Genomic DNA, 17,405 nt, shown 5'->3' with positions numbered 1-17,405 from the left:
ATTGTACTTTATTGCATAATATACTGCAAGAACATTATCTAAGGTTTTCTTAGAAAATAAATAGGTTCATTTTTATTAAAAAGGAGTGTTATTGTATGGCCGAAGAGAAAAAGGTTCACTTCATTTGGGAAAAAACAAATTATTCAGGCTTTGTGGAGAAGGAGTATGAAAATTCTTATCTCATCGTAGTAGCAAATCCTAGTCCTGATATGGAAGAAAAATATACCAACCGAATGATTATTAGTAAAAAAGCATGTGAAACCGCAGAATAGTATTGTTGATAAAACAAGAACTACCAAAAAATAGCTTCGTTAGAGGCTATTTTTTGGTAGTTCTTTTATTTTTGTTTGTAGGTACTTAAAAATTCACGCATTTTATCTGCTGTAGTTTTTAAGTCTTCCATCTTCGGTAAATAAACAATACGGAAGTGATCTGGTTGTTGCCAGTTGAAGCCACCACCATGGACTAATAAAATATGATGTTTGTGTAAGAAATCTAAAACAAATTTTTCATCATCATAAATGTCGAATTTGGCCGTATCAATTTTCGGGAAAATATAGAAAGCTGCTTTAGGCTTCACGGCTGATAAACCAGGAATATCATTTATCGCATTGTAAATAAATTCTCGTTGTTCGTAAATTCTGCCACCTGGTAAAAGTAAATCATCGACACTTTGATAGCCGCCTAATGCGGTTTGAATGATTTGTTGTGACAACACATTCGAGCATAACCGCATGGAAGCAAGCATATTTAGCCCTTCGATATACCCTTTTACTCGTGATTTATCTCCACTTAACACCATCCAACCGCATCGGAAGCCTGCCACTCGATGTGATTTTGACAAACCATTCAATGTTACGACAAATAAATCAGGTGCTAATGTAGCAATCGGTACATGAACCAAACCGTCCATGACCAAACGATCATAAATTTCATCAGAGTAAATAATTAAATCATTTTGACGTGCCACTTCGACAATTTCTAGTAATAACTCTTTCGGATATAAAGCACCAGTCGGATTATTGGGATTGATAATAACGATTGCTTTTGTATTCGAAGTTATTTTTGATTTTATATCATCAATGTCTGGATACCATTCTGCTTGCTCATCACAAATATAATGAACGGGCGTACCGCCCGCCAAAGAAACAGATGCAGTCCATAAAGGATAGTCTGGCATTGGCACAAGTACTTCATCGCCGTTATTTAACAAGCCTTGCATACACATGGTAATTAGTTCACTCACGCCATTACCAGTGTAAATATCATTAATCGTTACATTAGGAAATTTTTTTAATTGGCAATATTGTTCAATCGCTTTTCTTGCAGAAAAAATACCTTTTGAATCGGAATAACCTTCTGAATCGCGAACATTTACAATCATGTCGCGCACAATTTCATTTGGGGCATCAAAACCAAATGGCGCTGGATTCCCTGTATTTAATTTCAAAATACGTATGCCCTCTTCTTGCATGCGTTCTGCTTCTTCTAAAACAGGACCACGGACATCGTAACTTACGTTATTTAATTTATCAGATTTTTTAAAATTTCTCACACGGACTCCCTCGCTTCACAAATTTATACTCTAAAGTTACGCCAACTATAATGAAAAAGCAATAATAAATATCAGAATTTAATAAAAAATTGATGGTTTTTCCGTAATAAACAAGAGCGTGGGACAAAAATCACTTTGGATTTTCGCTCCACGCTCAAAAACTGATAAACGGCGGGAACAGAAGCAACTTCTTCGGAAATAAGCCGAAATTCTCCAAAAATTATAGAACAATTTTCGGAAATTCCTTCTTATTTCTCGGAGTTAAACACTTCTGTCCCGACCTCTTGTTATACTAGTTGATGCAGATGATGGGACTCGAACCCACACGGACATCTGTCCACATGACCCTCAATCATGCTTGTCTGCCAATTCCAACACATCTGCATTTTAAGAGCACTTATTTATCCTAAAATAATTACTGGTCTTTGTCAAGATAACAAAGACCAGAATCGTTAGATTTGTTCTTTTTTCGCTTGCCAGGACAAACGCCCATGACATTTTCCGCAGACATATCGTGTCGTATCAATTCGTCGTTTTCTGAGGATGACTTCTCCACAAGACTGACATTGGTACTGATGAAAAACTGCTTTTTTCCGTTCTACTAGAGGCGGTGCGTAACGGGCACCGCCAGTCTTAGCCAATAACTCTTTAAAGTCCTTATCTTTATGCTGATAGCCTTTGCCAGCTAAATGTAAATGATAGTGACATAACTCATGCTTAATGACTTTTTCCAGTTCCTCTTGTCCATACTTTAAAAAGACAGTTGGATTAAAATCCAGGTGATGCGAAGCTAAATGATAGCGACCGCCCGTAGTTTTTAACCGCCGATTAAATGTAGCTTGATGCAGAAAAGGTTTCTGAAAAAATACGATTGAAATTTTTTCCACTAGCGTTTGAAGCGCTTGATCTGTCATCAAGACTGGTTGAGACTCTTTCATTGCTACTCTTTTCTATCAGCCCGAGGCAACATAGTTAAACTAATACGCCCCTTTTTCAAGTCAACATCTTCTACCCAAACTGTGACTACATCCCCCACCGCAACAACATCCGTTGGGTGCTTAACAAATTTAGTACTTAACTTAGAAATGTGGACTAAGCCATCTTGCTTCACACCAATATCGACAAACGCGCCAAAGTCAATTACGTTTCGAACAGTCCCTTGCATTTCCATTCCTGGTTTCAAATCTTCCATTGTCAACACGTCTTTACGTAAAAGTGGTGCTGACATCTCATCGCGCATATCACGACCTGGTTGGATTAAACTAGCAATAATATCCGTGAGTGTTTCTGAACCTACTTCTAACTCAGTAGCTAATTGATTCACTGGTAACTGTTTCAATTTTTCGATAGCTTCTGCTGTCCCTAATTCTTTAGAAGCAATCTCTGCTTTTTCTAAAATTGCTTGTGCTACTGGATAACTTTCTGGGTGAATGCCAGTGTTATCTAACACATTTTTGCCATTAGGAATTCGTAAAAAGCCAATTGCTTGTTCAAATGCTTTTGGTCCTAAACGAGGTACTTTTTTGACTTGATTTCGTGCTGTAAAGACACCATTTTCATCACGATAAGTGACTAAGTTTTGCGCCGTTGTTTTATTTAAGCCAGAAATATGTTGTAAAAGTTGAGCACTCGCTGTATTCACATCGACACCAACTTGGTTTACTGCAGTTTCCACAACAAAATCCAATTGCTCGGCAAGACGTTTTTGCGATACGTCATGCTGATATTGACCAACCCCGACTGCTTTGGGATCAATTTTTACTAATTCTGCCAACGGATCTTGTAAACGACGTGCAATGCTGACCGCACTTCGTTCTTCGACTTGTAAATCAGGAAACTCTTTACGAGCCACTTCACTCGCAGAGTAAACGGAAGCCCCTGCTTCATTAACAATCACGTAAAAGACGTCCCGCTTCACCGCCTTTAATTGCTCTGCCACAAACAATTCAGATTCACGACTTGCCGTTCCGTTTCCAATAGCTACCATGTCCACTTGATAGTCTTCAATGATCTTTTTAAAGGCTGGACCAGCGGCTTCACGTTTCGCAGCAGTCGCTGGTTTATGTGGATAAATCACTTGAATTGCTAAAACTTTACCAGTTTCATCGACAACTGCTAATTTACAGCCTGTCCGATAAGCCGGGTCAAATCCTAGAACAACTTTTCCTTTAAGTGGTGACTGTAATAATAAATTACGTAAATTTTCACCGAAAATTGCAATCGCTTGTTCATCAGCTTTTTCTGTTAATTCATTGCGAATCTCCCGTTCAATCGCTGGTCCAATGAATCGTTTATAGCTATCTAAATAAGCAGCCTCAATGTATGGAGCAGCTAAGCTTGTTGCTTGCTTGCCGATTAGTTGACGTTGGAAATAATCATTAATTTTTGTTTCATCAGCGACAAGGGAAACCTTTAAAATGTCTTCTTTTTCACCACGATTCGTTGCTAAGACACGGTGCGGCACCATTTTGCTAACTGGTTCTGCAAAATCGTAATACATTTCATAGGTCCGCTTTTCGTCTTTTTCTTCATCCTTAACTACGCTAAAGTATTGCGCATGTTTAACCATATAATCACGTAACCATGTTCGGTATTTTGGTTCATCGCTAATACGTTCTGCTAAAATTTCATGAGCACCTTGCAAGGCTATCTCGGCGGTTGCAACTTCTTTTTCTTCATTAATAAAAGTAGCCGCTTTGGCTAAGATATCCGCGTTTTCAGGTAAAGAGAGCAACCAATCTGCTAATGGTTCCAACCCTTTTTCTTTCGCGATAGTCGCTTTAGTCCGACGTTTTTGTTTATATGGTCGATACAAATCTTCCACTTGTTGCATTTTTACTGCTTTTTGAATATCTGTTTTGAGTTCTTTTGTTAGTTTTCCTTGCTCTTCAATTAAACGGAGAACTTCTTCTTTCCGCTTTTTCAAGTTTTGTAAATAATGATAACGTTCTTCTATTTCACGGATTTGGACTTCATCTAAACTTCCAGTCATTTCTTTCCGGTAACGGGCAATAAAAGGAACTGTATTTCCTTCATTTAATAAAGTTAAAACCGTTGTTATTTGTTTTGAACGATACGTTGTCAATTCTTTTTGAAGTAGCGCTACTACTTCTTCGTTATAAGCTTCTGCCATTAACTAGATACCTCTTTTCTTATGCATACTTATCTATTTTAGCATATTTTTGCTTCTAAATATAGAAGTGAGGTAACTGATTCATACGATTAAGGAATCAAAATTCTGGTTGCCACGCAGGGGTGCGTTTTTGATATTCGATATCTTGGACAATGCCTTTTTCATAAAAAATCACACCATGCACAGAGCCACCAAAAATAGCACCACCATCTATGCCAATTTTTCCATCACTTTGCCAAAGGTCCGTGGTCTGCATATCACCATGTAACATCGGAGTAATGGTATGACCAAAAACAATGGTCTTGCCTGTATTATTTTTCCCTTGATGAAAGGGTTCGCGAATCCACAAAAAATCCTTAGGTGCTGTTTGCCGCCAATCTTCCATCGTTAAATCAACCCCAGCATGCACAAATAAGTAATGCTGCCATTCAAAATAAAGCGGTCGTTTTGTTAAAAAATCAATTAACTCTGGATAGCGACTACGGATCATTAAGGCCATTTCTGTTGGTGAGTATTCTGCAGTAGCTCCTGGATGCAAGAGGCTTTCAATTGTTTCCTTGCCACCATTGCGAACATATCCTGCAAACCAGTCCTCTGGATTTTGAAGAAACTGCAAAAAATATTCTTCATGATTGCCTCGTAAATAAACAGCGCCGTGTTGCTCGACAAGTTCTTTTCCTTTGAGAAAACAGGCTTTAGAATGCGGACCACGGTCGTTTAAATCACCAATTAAAACTAGCTGATGCTCGACTGGGTCATAGTCTGTAAGTAAGGCATCAAACAAATCTGCTTGTCCATGAATATCACTGATTACATAAACATATGGTTTCATAAATAAGCCCTCCTAACTTGCTTATATTAAGTATACGCTAAATTTTAAAATATTCTCGTAAAATGTTTGGAAATAAAAAACGAAAATAGGACATAAGTCAAAACGACTTATGTCCCACTCTCTAAATCTTAAAATAATCAGCTAAACAAAAGCAGTATCTGCAATTACTCGTTGCAATTTAGCTTTCAAGAGTGATGAACACTTGGAGCTAACTACTTTTGTCTCTGACTCGATTGGTTTATTTTTTCTTCTTACCGCCAAACGCATCTTTCATTTTATCAAAGAAGCCTTCTTCTTGTTGTTCAGTTACATTTTGTCCGCCAGCTTTTGCAAAAGCTCGTAGGGCATCCTTTTGTTCTTCATTAAGATTTTTTGGTGTTATTAATTTCACTTTCACGTGTTGATCACCATTGCCCCCACCACGTAAACGTGGCGCACCTTTGCCTCTTAAGCGGAAGTTTGTGCCAGTTTGTGTTCCAGCCGGAATTTTTAATTTCACGTCACCATGAACAGTTGGGACAGTTACTTCGTCCCCTAGAGCCGCTTGGACGAAACTTACTGGTAAATCATAGTAGATTTCTGCGCCATCTCGATCGAAAATATCACTATCTTCAACACGAAAGACTACATATAAATCACCATATGGTCCACCATTGGTACCCGCTTCTCCTTGGTTAGCTAAGCGCATTTGTTGACCGTCTTCTACTCCAGCAGGCACATTTACTTTGACAGTATGTGCTTTTTTCTCATGACCTGTGCCATGACAAGTTGGACATGGTTCTTTAATTTCTTTCCCTGTGCCATGACACACATCACAAGTTTGACGACTCATCATACGACCTAATGGCGTTTGACGTTCAACATTGATTGTTCCAGAGCCATGACATTTATGACAAGTTTCTGGGTGTGTGCCTGGTTTGGCGCCATTACCGCCACAGGTTGCACAAGTATCTTCTCGATTGTACTTAATCTCTTTTTCGACACCGAAAATAGCTTCTTCAAATTTCAATTGAATTGTATATTGTAAATCGGCGCCTTGTCTTGGTGCATTTGGATCAACAGAACGGCCACCGCCGCCGCCAAAGAATGAATCGAAAATATCTTCGAATCCACCAAAACCACTACTGCTAAATCCGCCGCCACCGAAACCGCCAAAGCCACCAGCGCCGCCACCGTAATTAGGATCAGTTCCTGCATGGCCATATTGGTCATAGGCCGCTTTTTTCTGTGGATCACTTAATACTTCATACGCTTCAGAAACTTCTTTAAATTTTTCTTCCGCATCGGCTTCTTTGTTAATATCTGGATGGTACTTTTTGGAAAGTTTGCGGTATGCTTTTTTAATTTCATCATCTGAAGCACCTTTTGCTAATCCTAGCACTTCATAATAATCTCGTTTCGTCGCCATTGACTTCCCTCCAACTTTCTTCAAACTTTACAATGTGTTTAGAACCAGCCAAATTCATCGATTGCTTTCGGTCTCTCTGGTTGGATTATCTGTCACACCTTGAATCAGTGTTACTAGCTGTGAATAGGTATTTTCAGCTTGTTTAACATCGTTGTAATCATACCACAGTTCTTTCAAAACCTAAATAGTTTCTTGCTAACTTGATTGTGGTTGATTTTCTCACAAAAGACAAGGGACTGGGACATTAGTCATTGTACTAATGATCCAGTCCCTAAAATCAATTGTTATTGATTATTTGTCATCACCATTTACTTCTTCAAAATCAGCATCAACAACATCATCAGCGCCACCTTGGGCAGCTTCAGGATTTTCTTGTGCTTGTTGTTGCGCAGCTTGTTCGTAAAGTTTTACTGTTAAGTTTTGGACGATTTCATTCAATGAATCACGTTTTGCTTTCATTTGTTCGATATCGTTTGCTTCGATGGCTGCTTTTAATTCATCACGCGCATCTTCTGCTTTTTTCACTTCTTCAGCATCTACTTTGCCTTCTAATTCTTTCAATGTTTTATCAACAGTGAATAATAAAGCATCTGCATCGTTACGTAAGTCAACTTCTTCTTTACGTTGTTTATCTGCTTCAGCGTTTGCTTCAGCATCTTTCACCATACGTTCGATTTCATCATCAGATAAACCTGAAGAAGATTTAATCGTGATTGTTTGTTCTTTTTGAGTGCCTAAGTCTTTCGCACGAACATTTACAATCCCGTTTTTATCAATGTCAAAGCTTACTTCAATTTGTGGCACACCACGAGGAGCTGCAGGAATATCTGTTAATTGGAAACGACCTAATGTTTTATTATCAGCGGCCATTGGACGTTCACCTTGTAAAACGTGAATATCAACAGCTGGTTGATTGTCAGCAGCAGTTGAGAATACTTGTGATTTACTTGTTGGAATCGTAGTGTTACGATCAATTAATTTTGTAAATACGCCACCCATTGTTTCAATCCCTAATGACAACGGTGTTACGTCTAATAAGACAACGTCTTTAACATCACCAGTGATTACGCCACCTTGGATTGCAGCACCCATTGCTACTACTTCGTCAGGGTTAACTGATTTGTTTGGTTCTTTGTTTGTTTCTTTGCGAACAGCTTCAACTACAGCTGGAATACGTGTTGAACCACCAACTAGGATAACTTCGTCGATTTCAGAAGGATTTAAACCAGCATCTTTCAAGGCTTGACGTACTGGTACTTTTGTACGTTCAACTAAATCACTTGTTAATTCATCAAATTTTGCACGAGTTAAGTTCATTTCTAAGTGCAATGGTCCTGCTTCGCCAGCAGTAATAAATGGCAAGCTGATTTGTGTGCTTGTTACACCTGATAAGTCTTTTTTCGCTTTTTCAGCAGCATCTTTCAAACGTTGTAATGCCATTTTATCGTTAGCTAAGTCAATGCCATTTTCTTTTTTAAATTCTGCAACCATGTAGTCAATGATTTTATTATCAAAGTCATCCCCACCTAGGTTGTTATCACCGGCTGTTGATAATACATCGAAAACGCCATCGCCTAATTCAAGGATTGACACGTCGAATGTACCACCACCAAGGTCAAAGACAAGAATTTTTTCATCTTTGTCTGTTTTATCTAAGCCATAAGCTAAAGCTGCTGCTGTTGGTTCGTTAACGATCCGTTCTACTTCTAAACCAGCAATTTTACCAGCATCTTTTGTTGCTTGACGTTGCGCATCGTTGAAATATGCAGGAACTGTAATAACTGCTTTTTCAACTTTTTCACCTAAATAGTCTTCAGCAAAACCTTTTAAATATTGTAAGATCATTGCAGAAACTTCTTGTGGTGTATATGATTTTCCTTCAACATCAACTTTGTAGCCAGCTTCACCCATGTGACGTTTAATAGATGAAATCGTGTTAGGATTTGTAACAGCTTGACGTTTTGCTACTTCGCCCACTTGAATTTCACCGTTTTTGAATGAAACGACCGAAGGAGTTGTGCGGTTACCTTCTGGGTTTGCAATAATTTTCGCTTCGCCGCCTTCTAGTACTGCGACAGCTGAGTTTGTTGTTCCTAAGTCAATACCAATAATTTTACTCATAGTGAATATCTCCAATCTGTATTAGTTTTCTATAATAATATATTTTTAATTAACGTTTGTTATTGTGCAACAATGACCATTGATGGTCGTAACACACGATCTTGTAATTTGTACCCTTTTTGTAGAACTTCAACAATGGTATCTGCTGGGGTTTCTTCAGAAGCAGGGACTGTTTGAACGGCTTGATGTAAATTTGGATCAAAGGTTTCACCCATTGCTGGGATTTCTTCAATTCCTTCTTCTTTTAAAGCCACAGTAATACTTTCTAGCACCATCGAAATACCTTTTTTCAAGCTTTCGCCTTGTTCATCTGATACTTCAATAGCCATTGCTCGTTCTAAATTATCAATGGATGGTAAAATCTTTTTACCTAAATCTTGTGAGCGGTAACGAACTAATAATTCTCGTTCGTTTTTATTTCGATTGCTCATATTAGCAATTTCGGCTCTTGCCCGCAAGAACTTGTCTTCCATTTCGGAAAGCTCTGCTTTAAGATTTTCAATCTCTGTTGCTTCAACTTCTACTTCAGAAACGCCAGCAGCATCAACAGCTTCCATTTCTTCTTGTAATTCTTCTTGCTTCTCTTCTTTTTTACTCACTTCAGCAACTTCCTTTCTCTTTATGCATCTACTTCTTATCCTAACAAGGTTTGCTTAATTACCTAAAAAACGGTAATAGTCACCTAGTTGTGAAGCTAGCTCATGTCGAAACGTGTCTACCAAACCGAATATTTTTGAATACGGCATACTGGTTGGTCCTAGCAGGGCAATTGTTCCTTTGCCATGTCCTGATACTTCATACGTAGCAGTGATCATGCTCATATCTTCTAAGAGATTGTTGCCAATTTCTGAGCCGATACGAAAAACAATTGGATTTTCTGTTGTTGCAGAACCATTTAATAAATGCGTCAGCTCATCAGAATTTTGCATAAAGGAATAGACAGATTTCAATTGTTCAATATCTTGTTTGATGCCAAAATCTAACAAATTCATGCGACCACCGACAAAGACTTTTTCTTCAAAGGCATGTCCTAACATCTCATCGAATAAGTTCATCATTCCTTCTGGCGTTTGGAAATAGCGATGTAAAATCATCGGAATCTCCGTCCGCAAACGATGATAAACGGTCAACAAAGGTTGTCCAACCAACTTATCATTGATGATTTGTGTCATTTTTTCAAGATCTTGGCTAGAAACAGCGGCAGGAATGGCAAATACTTGGTTTTCAACATTGCCTTTATCTGTCACTATAATAGCAAGGACTTGCCGATCATTCAAAGGAACCATTCGAAAGCCGGTTAATTTCCGTTCTTTCACTTCAGGTCCTAATGAAAAAGCAGTATAACTTGTCAATTCTGATAGAATTTCAGCGGATTGTCGAATAATATCATTAATCTCATGAAATTCTTTTCCAAAAGATTGACGGATTCTTCTAAGTTCGTTCTCTTCTACTTGTGTTGGTTGTAAAAGATGATCCACGTAGTAACGATAACCAGCCATTGAGGGAATTCGCCCTGAAGAAGAATGAGTCTTAGCTAATAAGCCGTATTCTTCTAATGCTTTCATATCATTACGAATTGTGGCAGAACTAGAGGCAATGCCATCCTCCATCAATTTCTTAGAACCGACAGGTAAGCCCGTGTTCGTGTAATTTTGGATGATAAGTCTCAAGATATTTTGTTGTCTTTCTGTAATCATCGTTATTACCACCCTTCATTAGCACTCTTAACATCTAAGTGCTAACTACATATACTAATATAACAAGTCCTTACCTTTTTGTCAAGGGAAATACGCAACTTTTTAGCACTCTTCACGCAAGAGTGCTAATTGCTACAAACCACCTTCAAAAACCATCAATACCAACTTTTGTAATAAAAAAATCATCGAAATGCTTTGTCACACTTTGATGATTTTTTTATTTTTTTACTCTTTTTCACTTAACAAAAAAGCTTCAAAAACATTATTCCCCACAAATAGTCCTTTTTTCGTTAAACGTAAGATATCTGCTTCTTCAATTAATAATTCTTCTTTGATTAAGCGTTGAATGACCTCTCCATAAATTGCTTCAATTGGTTCATGAAATTTTTGTTGGAATTTTTGTTTAGAAATGCCTACTTTTTTACGTAAGCCTAAAAATAACTCCTCTTCTATTTGATTTAGACGAGTTAATTCTTCAGTCTCCACAATTGGCAATTGATTTTCTCGCAAGGGTTTCAAATAATGTTGGATTGGACCGTGATTTTTGTAACGAGTTTGCCCAAGATAGCCGCTGGCACCTGCGCCAAATCCATAGTAGTGGTCATTATTCCAATAAGCCAGATTATGCTGGCTTTCTTTTCCTGTTAAAGCAAAATTACTAACTTCATATTGGTGACGTCCTTTTTTCTCCATTGCTTCAATCGTTTCGTCAAACATTTGTGCTTCGATTTCTTCTTCAGGCAGCTGTAACCGTCCTTGACGAACCCAGTTCATGAACATTGTTTTATTTTCAAGAATTAATGAATAAAGCGAATAGTGCGGCAAGTCCAATGCTAAGGCTCTTGTCAAAGTATCGCGAAAACTTTCCAATGTTTGTCCAGGTAAAGCATAGATTAAGTCAATACTGACATTGGTAAAATTTTCTTTCTCTAAAAATTTCATTGTTTCATAAACATCTGCGGCGGTGTGCTTGCGACCGATTTTTTTGAGCAAGCGATCATCAAATGTCTGAACGCCCATCGAAAGACGATTGACGCCATAGTTTTTCATGACTTGTAATTTTTCTTGGGTTAAATCACCAGGGTTTGCTTCCACCGTAAATTCATTTCGGTCATCAAACGTTAGCTGTTCGCGAACCCCTTTTAGTAGCACATCTAACTGTTTCGCTGATAATGAAGTTGGCGTGCCTCCGCCAATATAGATGGTTTTCATTTCTTGTTCTGGATACAATGCTTGCGTAAGTTGAATTTCTTTTAATAAACTCTGAATATATTCATCAACTGGTTGTCCTTCTAAAAAGACCTTGTTAAAATCGCAATAATAACAAATATGCTCACAAAATGGAATATGAATATAGGCCGACCGATCGAACATCGGCGTTGAAGTTGAAAGTTGGTTTGTTTTTGTCATTAGCTCGTTTTATCTCCTTATTACCAAAAAGCTCGTTCTTTTTGGAAAGTCTCTACTAGCCATACTAACTGTAAATGACAAATAAATCCATAAAAAAATTCGCACAGTTACTTTAAACAACAACGAGGAGCTGTCATAAAAACCGACACCTCCTCAACCTTGAAAGAAAAGTAAAAAAATTTTTCTATATATAATAGTACAAATCAGTTACAGTAATTGACCGTAACGTTTGACGTATAAAACTTTAATGAACGCAACCAGTGCTAAATAAGCAACAATTGTCGGGATTAAATACAAGAAATAGCTTGGTGATAAACCGACAAATCCTAGTTCTGCACCGAAAGCGGTAAAGGGTAAAACAGTTCCGAGAACAATCCCTGCTGTAGTGACTAACGTCATAATTCCAGAAGCACTACTTTGAAGGAAAGGCATTTTTTCTGTTCGTAGGAAATGCAAGACGAGCATTTGGGACCATAAGGACTCAATGAACCACCCTGCATGGAAAATACCGATAAAGAGCAATTGATCTGCTCCATTTAATTCAAAGAATGAGCCACCTAGGATAGCCGGACACACAATGAAATACATAAATAAATAGGTAACAATATCAAAAATAGAACTCGTTGGGCCAAACCAACGCATAAAATTACCAATTGATTTTGGTTCCCATTTTTTTGGTTTTTCTACGTATTCTTCATCTACTTTGTCCCAAGGAACTGACATACACGAAGTATCGTAAATTAGATTTAATAATAGCGATTGAATCGGAGCAATCGGTAAAAATGGTAAAAAGATACTTGCTGGGATCACGGAAAACACATTGCCAAAATTAGAACTTGCTGTTAATTTGACGTACTTCATCGTGTTCGTAAACACGCGCCGTCCAGATAAAATTCCTTTTTCTAAAACCATTAAATCTTTTCTCAATAAAATTACATCCGCCGATTCTTTCGCCACATCGACAGCTGTATCAACAGAGATTCCTACATCAGCAGCACGCATTGCTCCAGCATCATTTATTCCATCACCTAAAAAGCCAACAGTTTGACCATTTTCAGTTAACGCATTTACAATACGAACTTTTTGGTCAGGCGTAATTTTGGCGAAAATATTATACGCTTGAACGGTTTTTCTTAATTCTTCTTGGTTTAATTGTTGAAGTTCATTTCCTGTAATAATTTTTTCGCCAGCCAGACCAACTTCTTTACAAACAGAATGTGTCACATACTGATTGTCCCCCGTTAATACTTTCACAGCTACATTATGTTGATGCAAGGCGTGAATAGCTGCCGCTGCTGTTTCTTTTGGCGGATCCAAGAAGGCAAGATAGCCTTGTAAAATCAACTCTGATTCATCTTTAGTTGTATACTCCCATTCAGCCGCTTCGACTTTTTTATCGGCAATTGCTAGAACGCGCAAACCATCTCGATTTAAAGCTTCAACGTCTTTGGTAATTTTTTGACGCAGCGTCTCTGTTAAGGGCACAATTTCGCCATCTAAAAGTACCTGTGTGCAGACCAAGAGCATTTCTTCAACCGCACCTTTGGTAATTAAGCGTGTTTCTCGCGTTTTAAACTCTTTGATAATCACGCTCATTCGACGTCGATTGAAATCGAAAGGAATTTCATCTACTTTATAAAAATCATCTGATTGTATATCACTTTCTTGCGTCGCCGCTTGAATAACGGCGTTATCCATTAAATTACGCAAACCTGTTTGAAAATAACTGTTTAGAAATGCTAAATCCAAGACTTTTTGATCTTCTTGGCACCCAATATTATAGTGGTATTCTAAAATTACTTTATCTTGTGTTAAGGTACCTGTTTTATCCGTACAAAGTACATCCATCCCGCCAAAATTTTGAATGGCATTGACATTTTTCATAATCGTGCCTTCTTTAGCCATTTCTCGAGAACCTTTGACTAAATTGGTTGTTACAATCATAGGTAACATTTCTGGTGTCAAGCCGACAGCTGTGGCAATCGCAAACATTAACGCTTCCACCCAATCGCCTTTTGTTAACCCATTAATTAGAAAAACAGTTGGCGTAATAACCAACATAAAGCGAATCAGCACCCACGTTGTTTTATTAATTCCTGTTTCAAAACTCGTCTGCTGCTGCTCTTCTCCGTTATCAGAAGCCATCCGTCCGAATAAAGTTTGATTACCAACTTTAATGACAATGCCCAAACCAGTGCCACTAATGACATTTGTTCCTAAAAACAAAAGATTGTCGTATTCTGTATCAATTTGATCACTATCTTTTTGATGAGTCGCGTGTTTTTCAATGGGAAAACTCTCTCCAGTCAAGGATGATTGGGAAACAAATAAGTCCTTAGATTGGATTAAACGTAAATCGGCTGGAATCATATCGCCAGCGGATAGTTGGACTAAGTCGCCACACACAACTTCCTCGATAGGAATTTCCATTTGCTTCTTGTCACGAATGACTGTCGCTGTAACTTTAATCATATTTTGTAATTTTTCAACTGCATTGCTTGATTTGACTGATTGGACAAAACTCATCGTGCCGCTTAAGATGACCATCGCTAACATAATTAACACGCCAGTAACATCTTTTTCCTCTGGCGCAGCATAGACATATTCTGTAAAAAATGAAATCGTGGCTAGTGCTAGTAACACCAAAGTAAACGGCGTGATATACGATTTTATAAAAAGTCGCAGCCGTGAAGCTTTTTTTTCATTCATAATTTTGTTGCGGCCATAACGTTCTTGTAATTCTTCAATATCTTGGTGTTTAATGCCATCCCAAGTTGAGCCGAAACGTTGTAAAACTTTTTCTACTTCTGAATGGGCAAACTTTTTGTAACTATAGTCATGGCCCAAGTGACGCATTTTCTTTTCCATTTTCTTTCACCTCATTTATCTGTTGTTGACTTGAATTGACGATCGGTTCATCTTCCATTTTCCTCACCCTTTCCACAAAAAAAGACACGCTGAAAACTCAACGTGTCAAAGAATAATCGTTCTTATCGTTGAGCTTTAGCACTATACAACGTAAAAAGCGATTGCTTTTAGCTACCTTAAGAAAAGCCTTCATTCGACAGTTCCTGTTCTACCCATTGGCGTCTCTCGACATTTTTGGGCAGTAGCCTATGTTTGTATAGGAGCCTCACCTAACAAATCTTATTTAATTACAACAACAAGTATAATTCTTCCTTGAAAAAATAACGATATAGAAAAAGTTTTTAGCAGATAACTTTTTGTCCATTCAGTAACAAAAAGAAAAATAATCCGCTTATTTACTATGGTTTTCTGGTATGATTCGTATTTATTCATAGAATCATAACTGGTTAAATTAATCTAAAGACCGTCAGATAGCCTTGTCGAGAAGCTTTTCTTCTGCTATTTTTTGTATAGTTAAAGAAACGGCGGTGAGGAAAATGAAATTACAACAACTAGAATATTTTATGGCAGTTTCAAAGTATGCGAGTTTTACTTTAGCTTCTCAAAAGCTCCATACGAGTCAACCTTATTTAAGTACCCAGCTCAAGGAGTTGGAACGTGAATTAGGTGCTTCATTAATTTTAAGAGACAAGAAACATTGTCGGCTTTCTCCAGCAGGCGAAGTCGTCGCCAAGCGAACAGAAATGATTTTTGCACTCATTAAGGAAGCGCAAGAAGAGATTAATGAATTAGTGACCCAAGGATCGACAACGACCATTCGGATTGGAACAAACTTAATTGATATAGATAAAGCATTTGGAGAAGTCTTGTTGTTATTTAATCAATCCTATCCGTATGTAAGTATTGATTTTAAGTATTATTACGATCTTGAAACAGCTTTGGAAACAGATTTAATTGACATTGGGATTGGGATATTTTTGGATACCTCGATTCCATTAGAGAAAGAATTAATTTATACAGAAAGCTATCTCCTTTGTGTCAATAAAAATCATCCTTTAGCCCATGCCGATAGCGTAACGATTGACGAAATTCGTTCTTTACCTTTTGCTGCATATTCCGATCAAGTATATGAAAAAAAAGTGTTTAAACGTTGGGAACGTAAAATCAATTGGGAAAATCGGCAAATCGTCATCGAACTCCCTTCTCTTCATTTAGTCTTAGACATGGTCCAACGAGAAAAAGCCTGTAGCATCCTTCCCTATTCACTCACTGATGAACTAAACAGACGTAACTTAGTTGGTATTCCTCTGGAAGATAGTCCAGAACGAGCCATCTATTTAGTTCAGAATAATCATCACGGACATTGTGAAGCACACCGTTATTTATTCGAACAATTACGTTATTTATTCTAGGAATAGAAAAAGGAGGAATTCCCATGGAACTATTTCGTTTACATTATTTTTTAGAGTTATGCAAAGTGAAACAATTTACTAAAGCAGCCGAAAATTTAGCAATTTCTCAAGCTGCCCTAAGTAAGCAAATAAAAATTCTTGAAGCAACGTTAGGCGCGGAACTTTTTAATCGCCAAGGTCAAACTACCACCTTAACGCCAGCTGGATTAATTTTAGAAAAATATTGTTGGCGCATCACCAATGAGTTGGTCTCAATTGAAGAAGAGCTAAAAGAAATTAATCATTCTTCCAACCATATTTATGTAGCCACTTATCTCTGTGATTTAGAATATAAATTGAATGACTTACTAATGACAACATTAACGGATCGTTCATCCAACTTACAAGTCCACACTATTATTACAGAAAATATTCTTCAATCCTTGGAAACAATGGATGCAGATTTTGGTATTTCCTTTGCTGACTTACCATTACCTGAACATATTGGTAAAATTGATTTATTTACAGCAAATTATCAATTCATTTTAAGAAACGATCATCCAGCTTTGGCCAAAGCTACGACGGAAGAAATTTTAAAAGAACTAACAATGTACCCCTTCGTCCGTTTAAATACCGAATTTTCCGAGCAAAACAAATTAACCAATTGGCTAGATACTACGTTTTCTAATTTTTCTCCAGAGAAAGTCATTCAAGTGGATACTCTTTCACTTATTACTCACTTGGTGTCTCATTCCGATAGTTTCGCTATTGTCCCCGAATACACAAATATTCAACTTTTAGACAATTCGATTCATACACTAACTTACCAAGAACTACCTAAACGAAACATGGCAGTTTATTATTTAAAAGAACGTTACATGAGTCGACAACTTCAACAACTTTTGGCTGAATGCCAAAAACAATTTCAATAGTAAAAACCAAGACTAGAGCTTGTCGGCAAGCGAGTTCCAGTCTTGGTTTTTATTTGTG

General features: G+C 37.6%; 14 protein-coding genes, 1 tRNA gene and 1 riboswitch. Of the genes, 3 read left to right on the top strand and 12 right to left on the bottom strand.

The features are described from left to right. Positions 1-95 precede the first annotated feature (95 nt). Entirely contained in the window at positions 96-272 is a 177-nt protein-coding gene (locus tag IGK27_RS05525) for a hypothetical protein (protein WP_002357816.1), read from the top strand. Positions 273-337: 65 nt separating this feature from the next. Here IGK27_RS05525 and IGK27_RS05520 read toward each other — a convergent pair whose 3' ends face one another. The 12 genes from IGK27_RS05520 to mgtA all read right to left on the bottom strand — a co-directional run bounded on the left by IGK27_RS05520 (position 338) and on the right by mgtA (position 15,024). Continuing rightward, positions 338-1,555 carry a pyridoxal phosphate-dependent aminotransferase gene (locus IGK27_RS05520; protein ID WP_002357817.1) on the bottom strand — a complete coding sequence of 406 codons (1,218 nt, stop codon included), beginning with the start codon at positions 1,553-1,555 and terminating at the stop codon, positions 338-340. A gap of 300 nt (positions 1,556-1,855) precedes the next feature. Then, positions 1,856-1,939: transfer RNA gene (locus IGK27_RS05515), tRNA-Leu, on the bottom strand. Positions 1,940-2,007: 68 nt separating this feature from the next. Next, positions 2,008-2,469, bottom strand: a complete 462-nt coding sequence (locus IGK27_RS05510) for a SprT family protein (protein ID WP_002365561.1) — start codon at positions 2,467-2,469, stop codon at positions 2,008-2,010. 26 nt (positions 2,470-2,495) lie between these two features. Beyond that, entirely contained in the window at positions 2,496-4,688 is a 2,193-nt protein-coding gene (locus IGK27_RS05505; RefSeq protein WP_033626353.1) for a Tex family protein, read from the bottom strand. Between the two features lie 97 nt (positions 4,689-4,785). After that, complete coding sequence (locus tag IGK27_RS05500; RefSeq protein ID WP_033626354.1) at positions 4,786-5,520, bottom strand: metallophosphoesterase family protein; 735 nt, start codon at positions 5,518-5,520, stop codon at positions 4,786-4,788. A 238-nt stretch (positions 5,521-5,758) separates the two neighbouring features. Continuing rightward, a complete protein-coding gene (dnaJ, locus tag IGK27_RS05495; protein WP_002357822.1) occupies positions 5,759-6,928 on the bottom strand; it encodes a molecular chaperone DnaJ in 1,170 nt (389 codons plus the stop codon). A gap of 54 nt (positions 6,929-6,982) precedes the next feature. Further along, positions 6,983-7,105 carry a hypothetical protein gene (locus IGK27_RS05490; RefSeq protein ID WP_002357824.1) on the bottom strand — a complete coding sequence of 41 codons (123 nt, stop codon included), beginning with the start codon at positions 7,103-7,105 and terminating at the stop codon, positions 6,983-6,985. Between the two features lie 114 nt (positions 7,106-7,219). Continuing rightward, on the bottom strand, positions 7,220-9,049 hold the full coding sequence (dnaK, locus tag IGK27_RS05485) for a molecular chaperone DnaK (protein WP_002357825.1): 1,830 nt from the start codon (positions 9,047-9,049) through the stop codon (positions 7,220-7,222). A gap of 59 nt (positions 9,050-9,108) precedes the next feature. Beyond that, positions 9,109-9,648 (bottom strand): nucleotide exchange factor GrpE, encoded by a 540-nt coding sequence (gene grpE, locus IGK27_RS05480; RefSeq protein ID WP_002357827.1) that lies wholly within the window; start codon positions 9,646-9,648, stop codon positions 9,109-9,111. A 54-nt stretch (positions 9,649-9,702) separates the two neighbouring features. Then, entirely contained in the window at positions 9,703-10,746 is a 1,044-nt protein-coding gene (hrcA, locus tag IGK27_RS05475) for a heat-inducible transcriptional repressor HrcA (protein WP_002357828.1), read from the bottom strand. A gap of 225 nt (positions 10,747-10,971) precedes the next feature. After that, positions 10,972-12,120 (bottom strand): radical SAM family heme chaperone HemW, encoded by a 1,149-nt coding sequence (hemW, locus tag IGK27_RS05470; protein ID WP_002357829.1) that lies wholly within the window; start codon positions 12,118-12,120, stop codon positions 10,972-10,974. A 243-nt stretch (positions 12,121-12,363) separates the two neighbouring features. Further along, positions 12,364-15,024 (bottom strand): magnesium-translocating P-type ATPase, encoded by a 2,661-nt coding sequence (gene mgtA, locus IGK27_RS05465; RefSeq protein ID WP_002357830.1) that lies wholly within the window; start codon positions 15,022-15,024, stop codon positions 12,364-12,366. Positions 15,025-15,137: 113 nt separating this feature from the next. Next, a riboswitch (M-box (ykoK) riboswitch) is annotated at positions 15,138-15,308 on the bottom strand. Between the two features lie 252 nt (positions 15,309-15,560). Here mgtA and IGK27_RS05460 point away from each other — a divergent pair. Both IGK27_RS05460 and IGK27_RS05455 read left to right on the top strand, forming a co-directional pair. Then, the gene (locus IGK27_RS05460) at positions 15,561-16,436 is read left to right on the top strand and encodes a LysR family transcriptional regulator (protein WP_002382245.1); all 876 of its coding nucleotides are present in this window, start codon (positions 15,561-15,563) and stop codon (positions 16,434-16,436) included. Positions 16,437-16,459: 23 nt separating this feature from the next. After that, the gene (locus IGK27_RS05455; RefSeq protein ID WP_002357832.1) at positions 16,460-17,347 is read left to right on the top strand and encodes a LysR family transcriptional regulator; all 888 of its coding nucleotides are present in this window, start codon (positions 16,460-16,462) and stop codon (positions 17,345-17,347) included. The last annotated feature ends 58 nt before the right edge of the window (positions 17,348-17,405 follow it).

This window comes from Enterococcus sp. DIV0236 (genome assembly GCF_050558525.1).
In the GTDB taxonomy this organism is placed as follows: domain Bacteria; phylum Bacillota; class Bacilli; order Lactobacillales; family Enterococcaceae; genus Enterococcus; species Enterococcus faecalis.
Note: the sequence above shows the minus strand (reverse complement) of the source record. Positions and strands in the feature narration are given on the sequence as shown.

Excerpts from the sequence above, each read along its gene's own strand:
- IGK27_RS05525 (WP_002357816.1), top strand. The coding sequence starts at position 96 with ATGGCCGAAGAGAAAAAGGTTCACTTCATTTGGGAAAAAACAAATTAT.
- IGK27_RS05510 (WP_002365561.1), bottom strand. The coding sequence starts at position 2,469 with ATGACAGATCAAGCGCTTCAAACGCTAGTGGAAAAAATTTCAATCGTA.
- IGK27_RS05505 (WP_033626353.1), bottom strand. The coding sequence starts at position 4,688 with ATGGCAGAAGCTTATAACGAAGAAGTAGTAGCGCTACTTCAAAAAGAA.
- IGK27_RS05500 (WP_033626354.1), bottom strand. The coding sequence starts at position 5,520 with ATGAAACCATATGTTTATGTAATCAGTGATATTCATGGACAAGCAGAT.
- dnaJ (WP_002357822.1), bottom strand. The coding sequence starts at position 6,928 with ATGGCGACGAAACGAGATTATTATGAAGTGCTAGGATTAGCAAAAGGT.
- dnaK (WP_002357825.1), bottom strand. The coding sequence starts at position 9,049 with ATGAGTAAAATTATTGGTATTGACTTAGGAACAACAAACTCAGCTGTC.
- hrcA (WP_002357828.1), bottom strand. The coding sequence starts at position 10,746 with ATGATTACAGAAAGACAACAAAATATCTTGAGACTTATCATCCAAAAT.
- hemW (WP_002357829.1), bottom strand. The coding sequence starts at position 12,120 with ATGTTCGATCGGTCGGCCTATATTCATATTCCATTTTGTGAGCATATT.
- mgtA (WP_002357830.1), bottom strand. The coding sequence starts at position 15,024 with ATGGAAAAGAAAATGCGTCACTTGGGCCATGACTATAGTTACAAAAAG.
- IGK27_RS05460 (WP_002382245.1), top strand. The coding sequence starts at position 15,561 with ATGAAATTACAACAACTAGAATATTTTATGGCAGTTTCAAAGTATGCG.
- IGK27_RS05455 (WP_002357832.1), top strand. The coding sequence starts at position 16,460 with ATGGAACTATTTCGTTTACATTATTTTTTAGAGTTATGCAAAGTGAAA.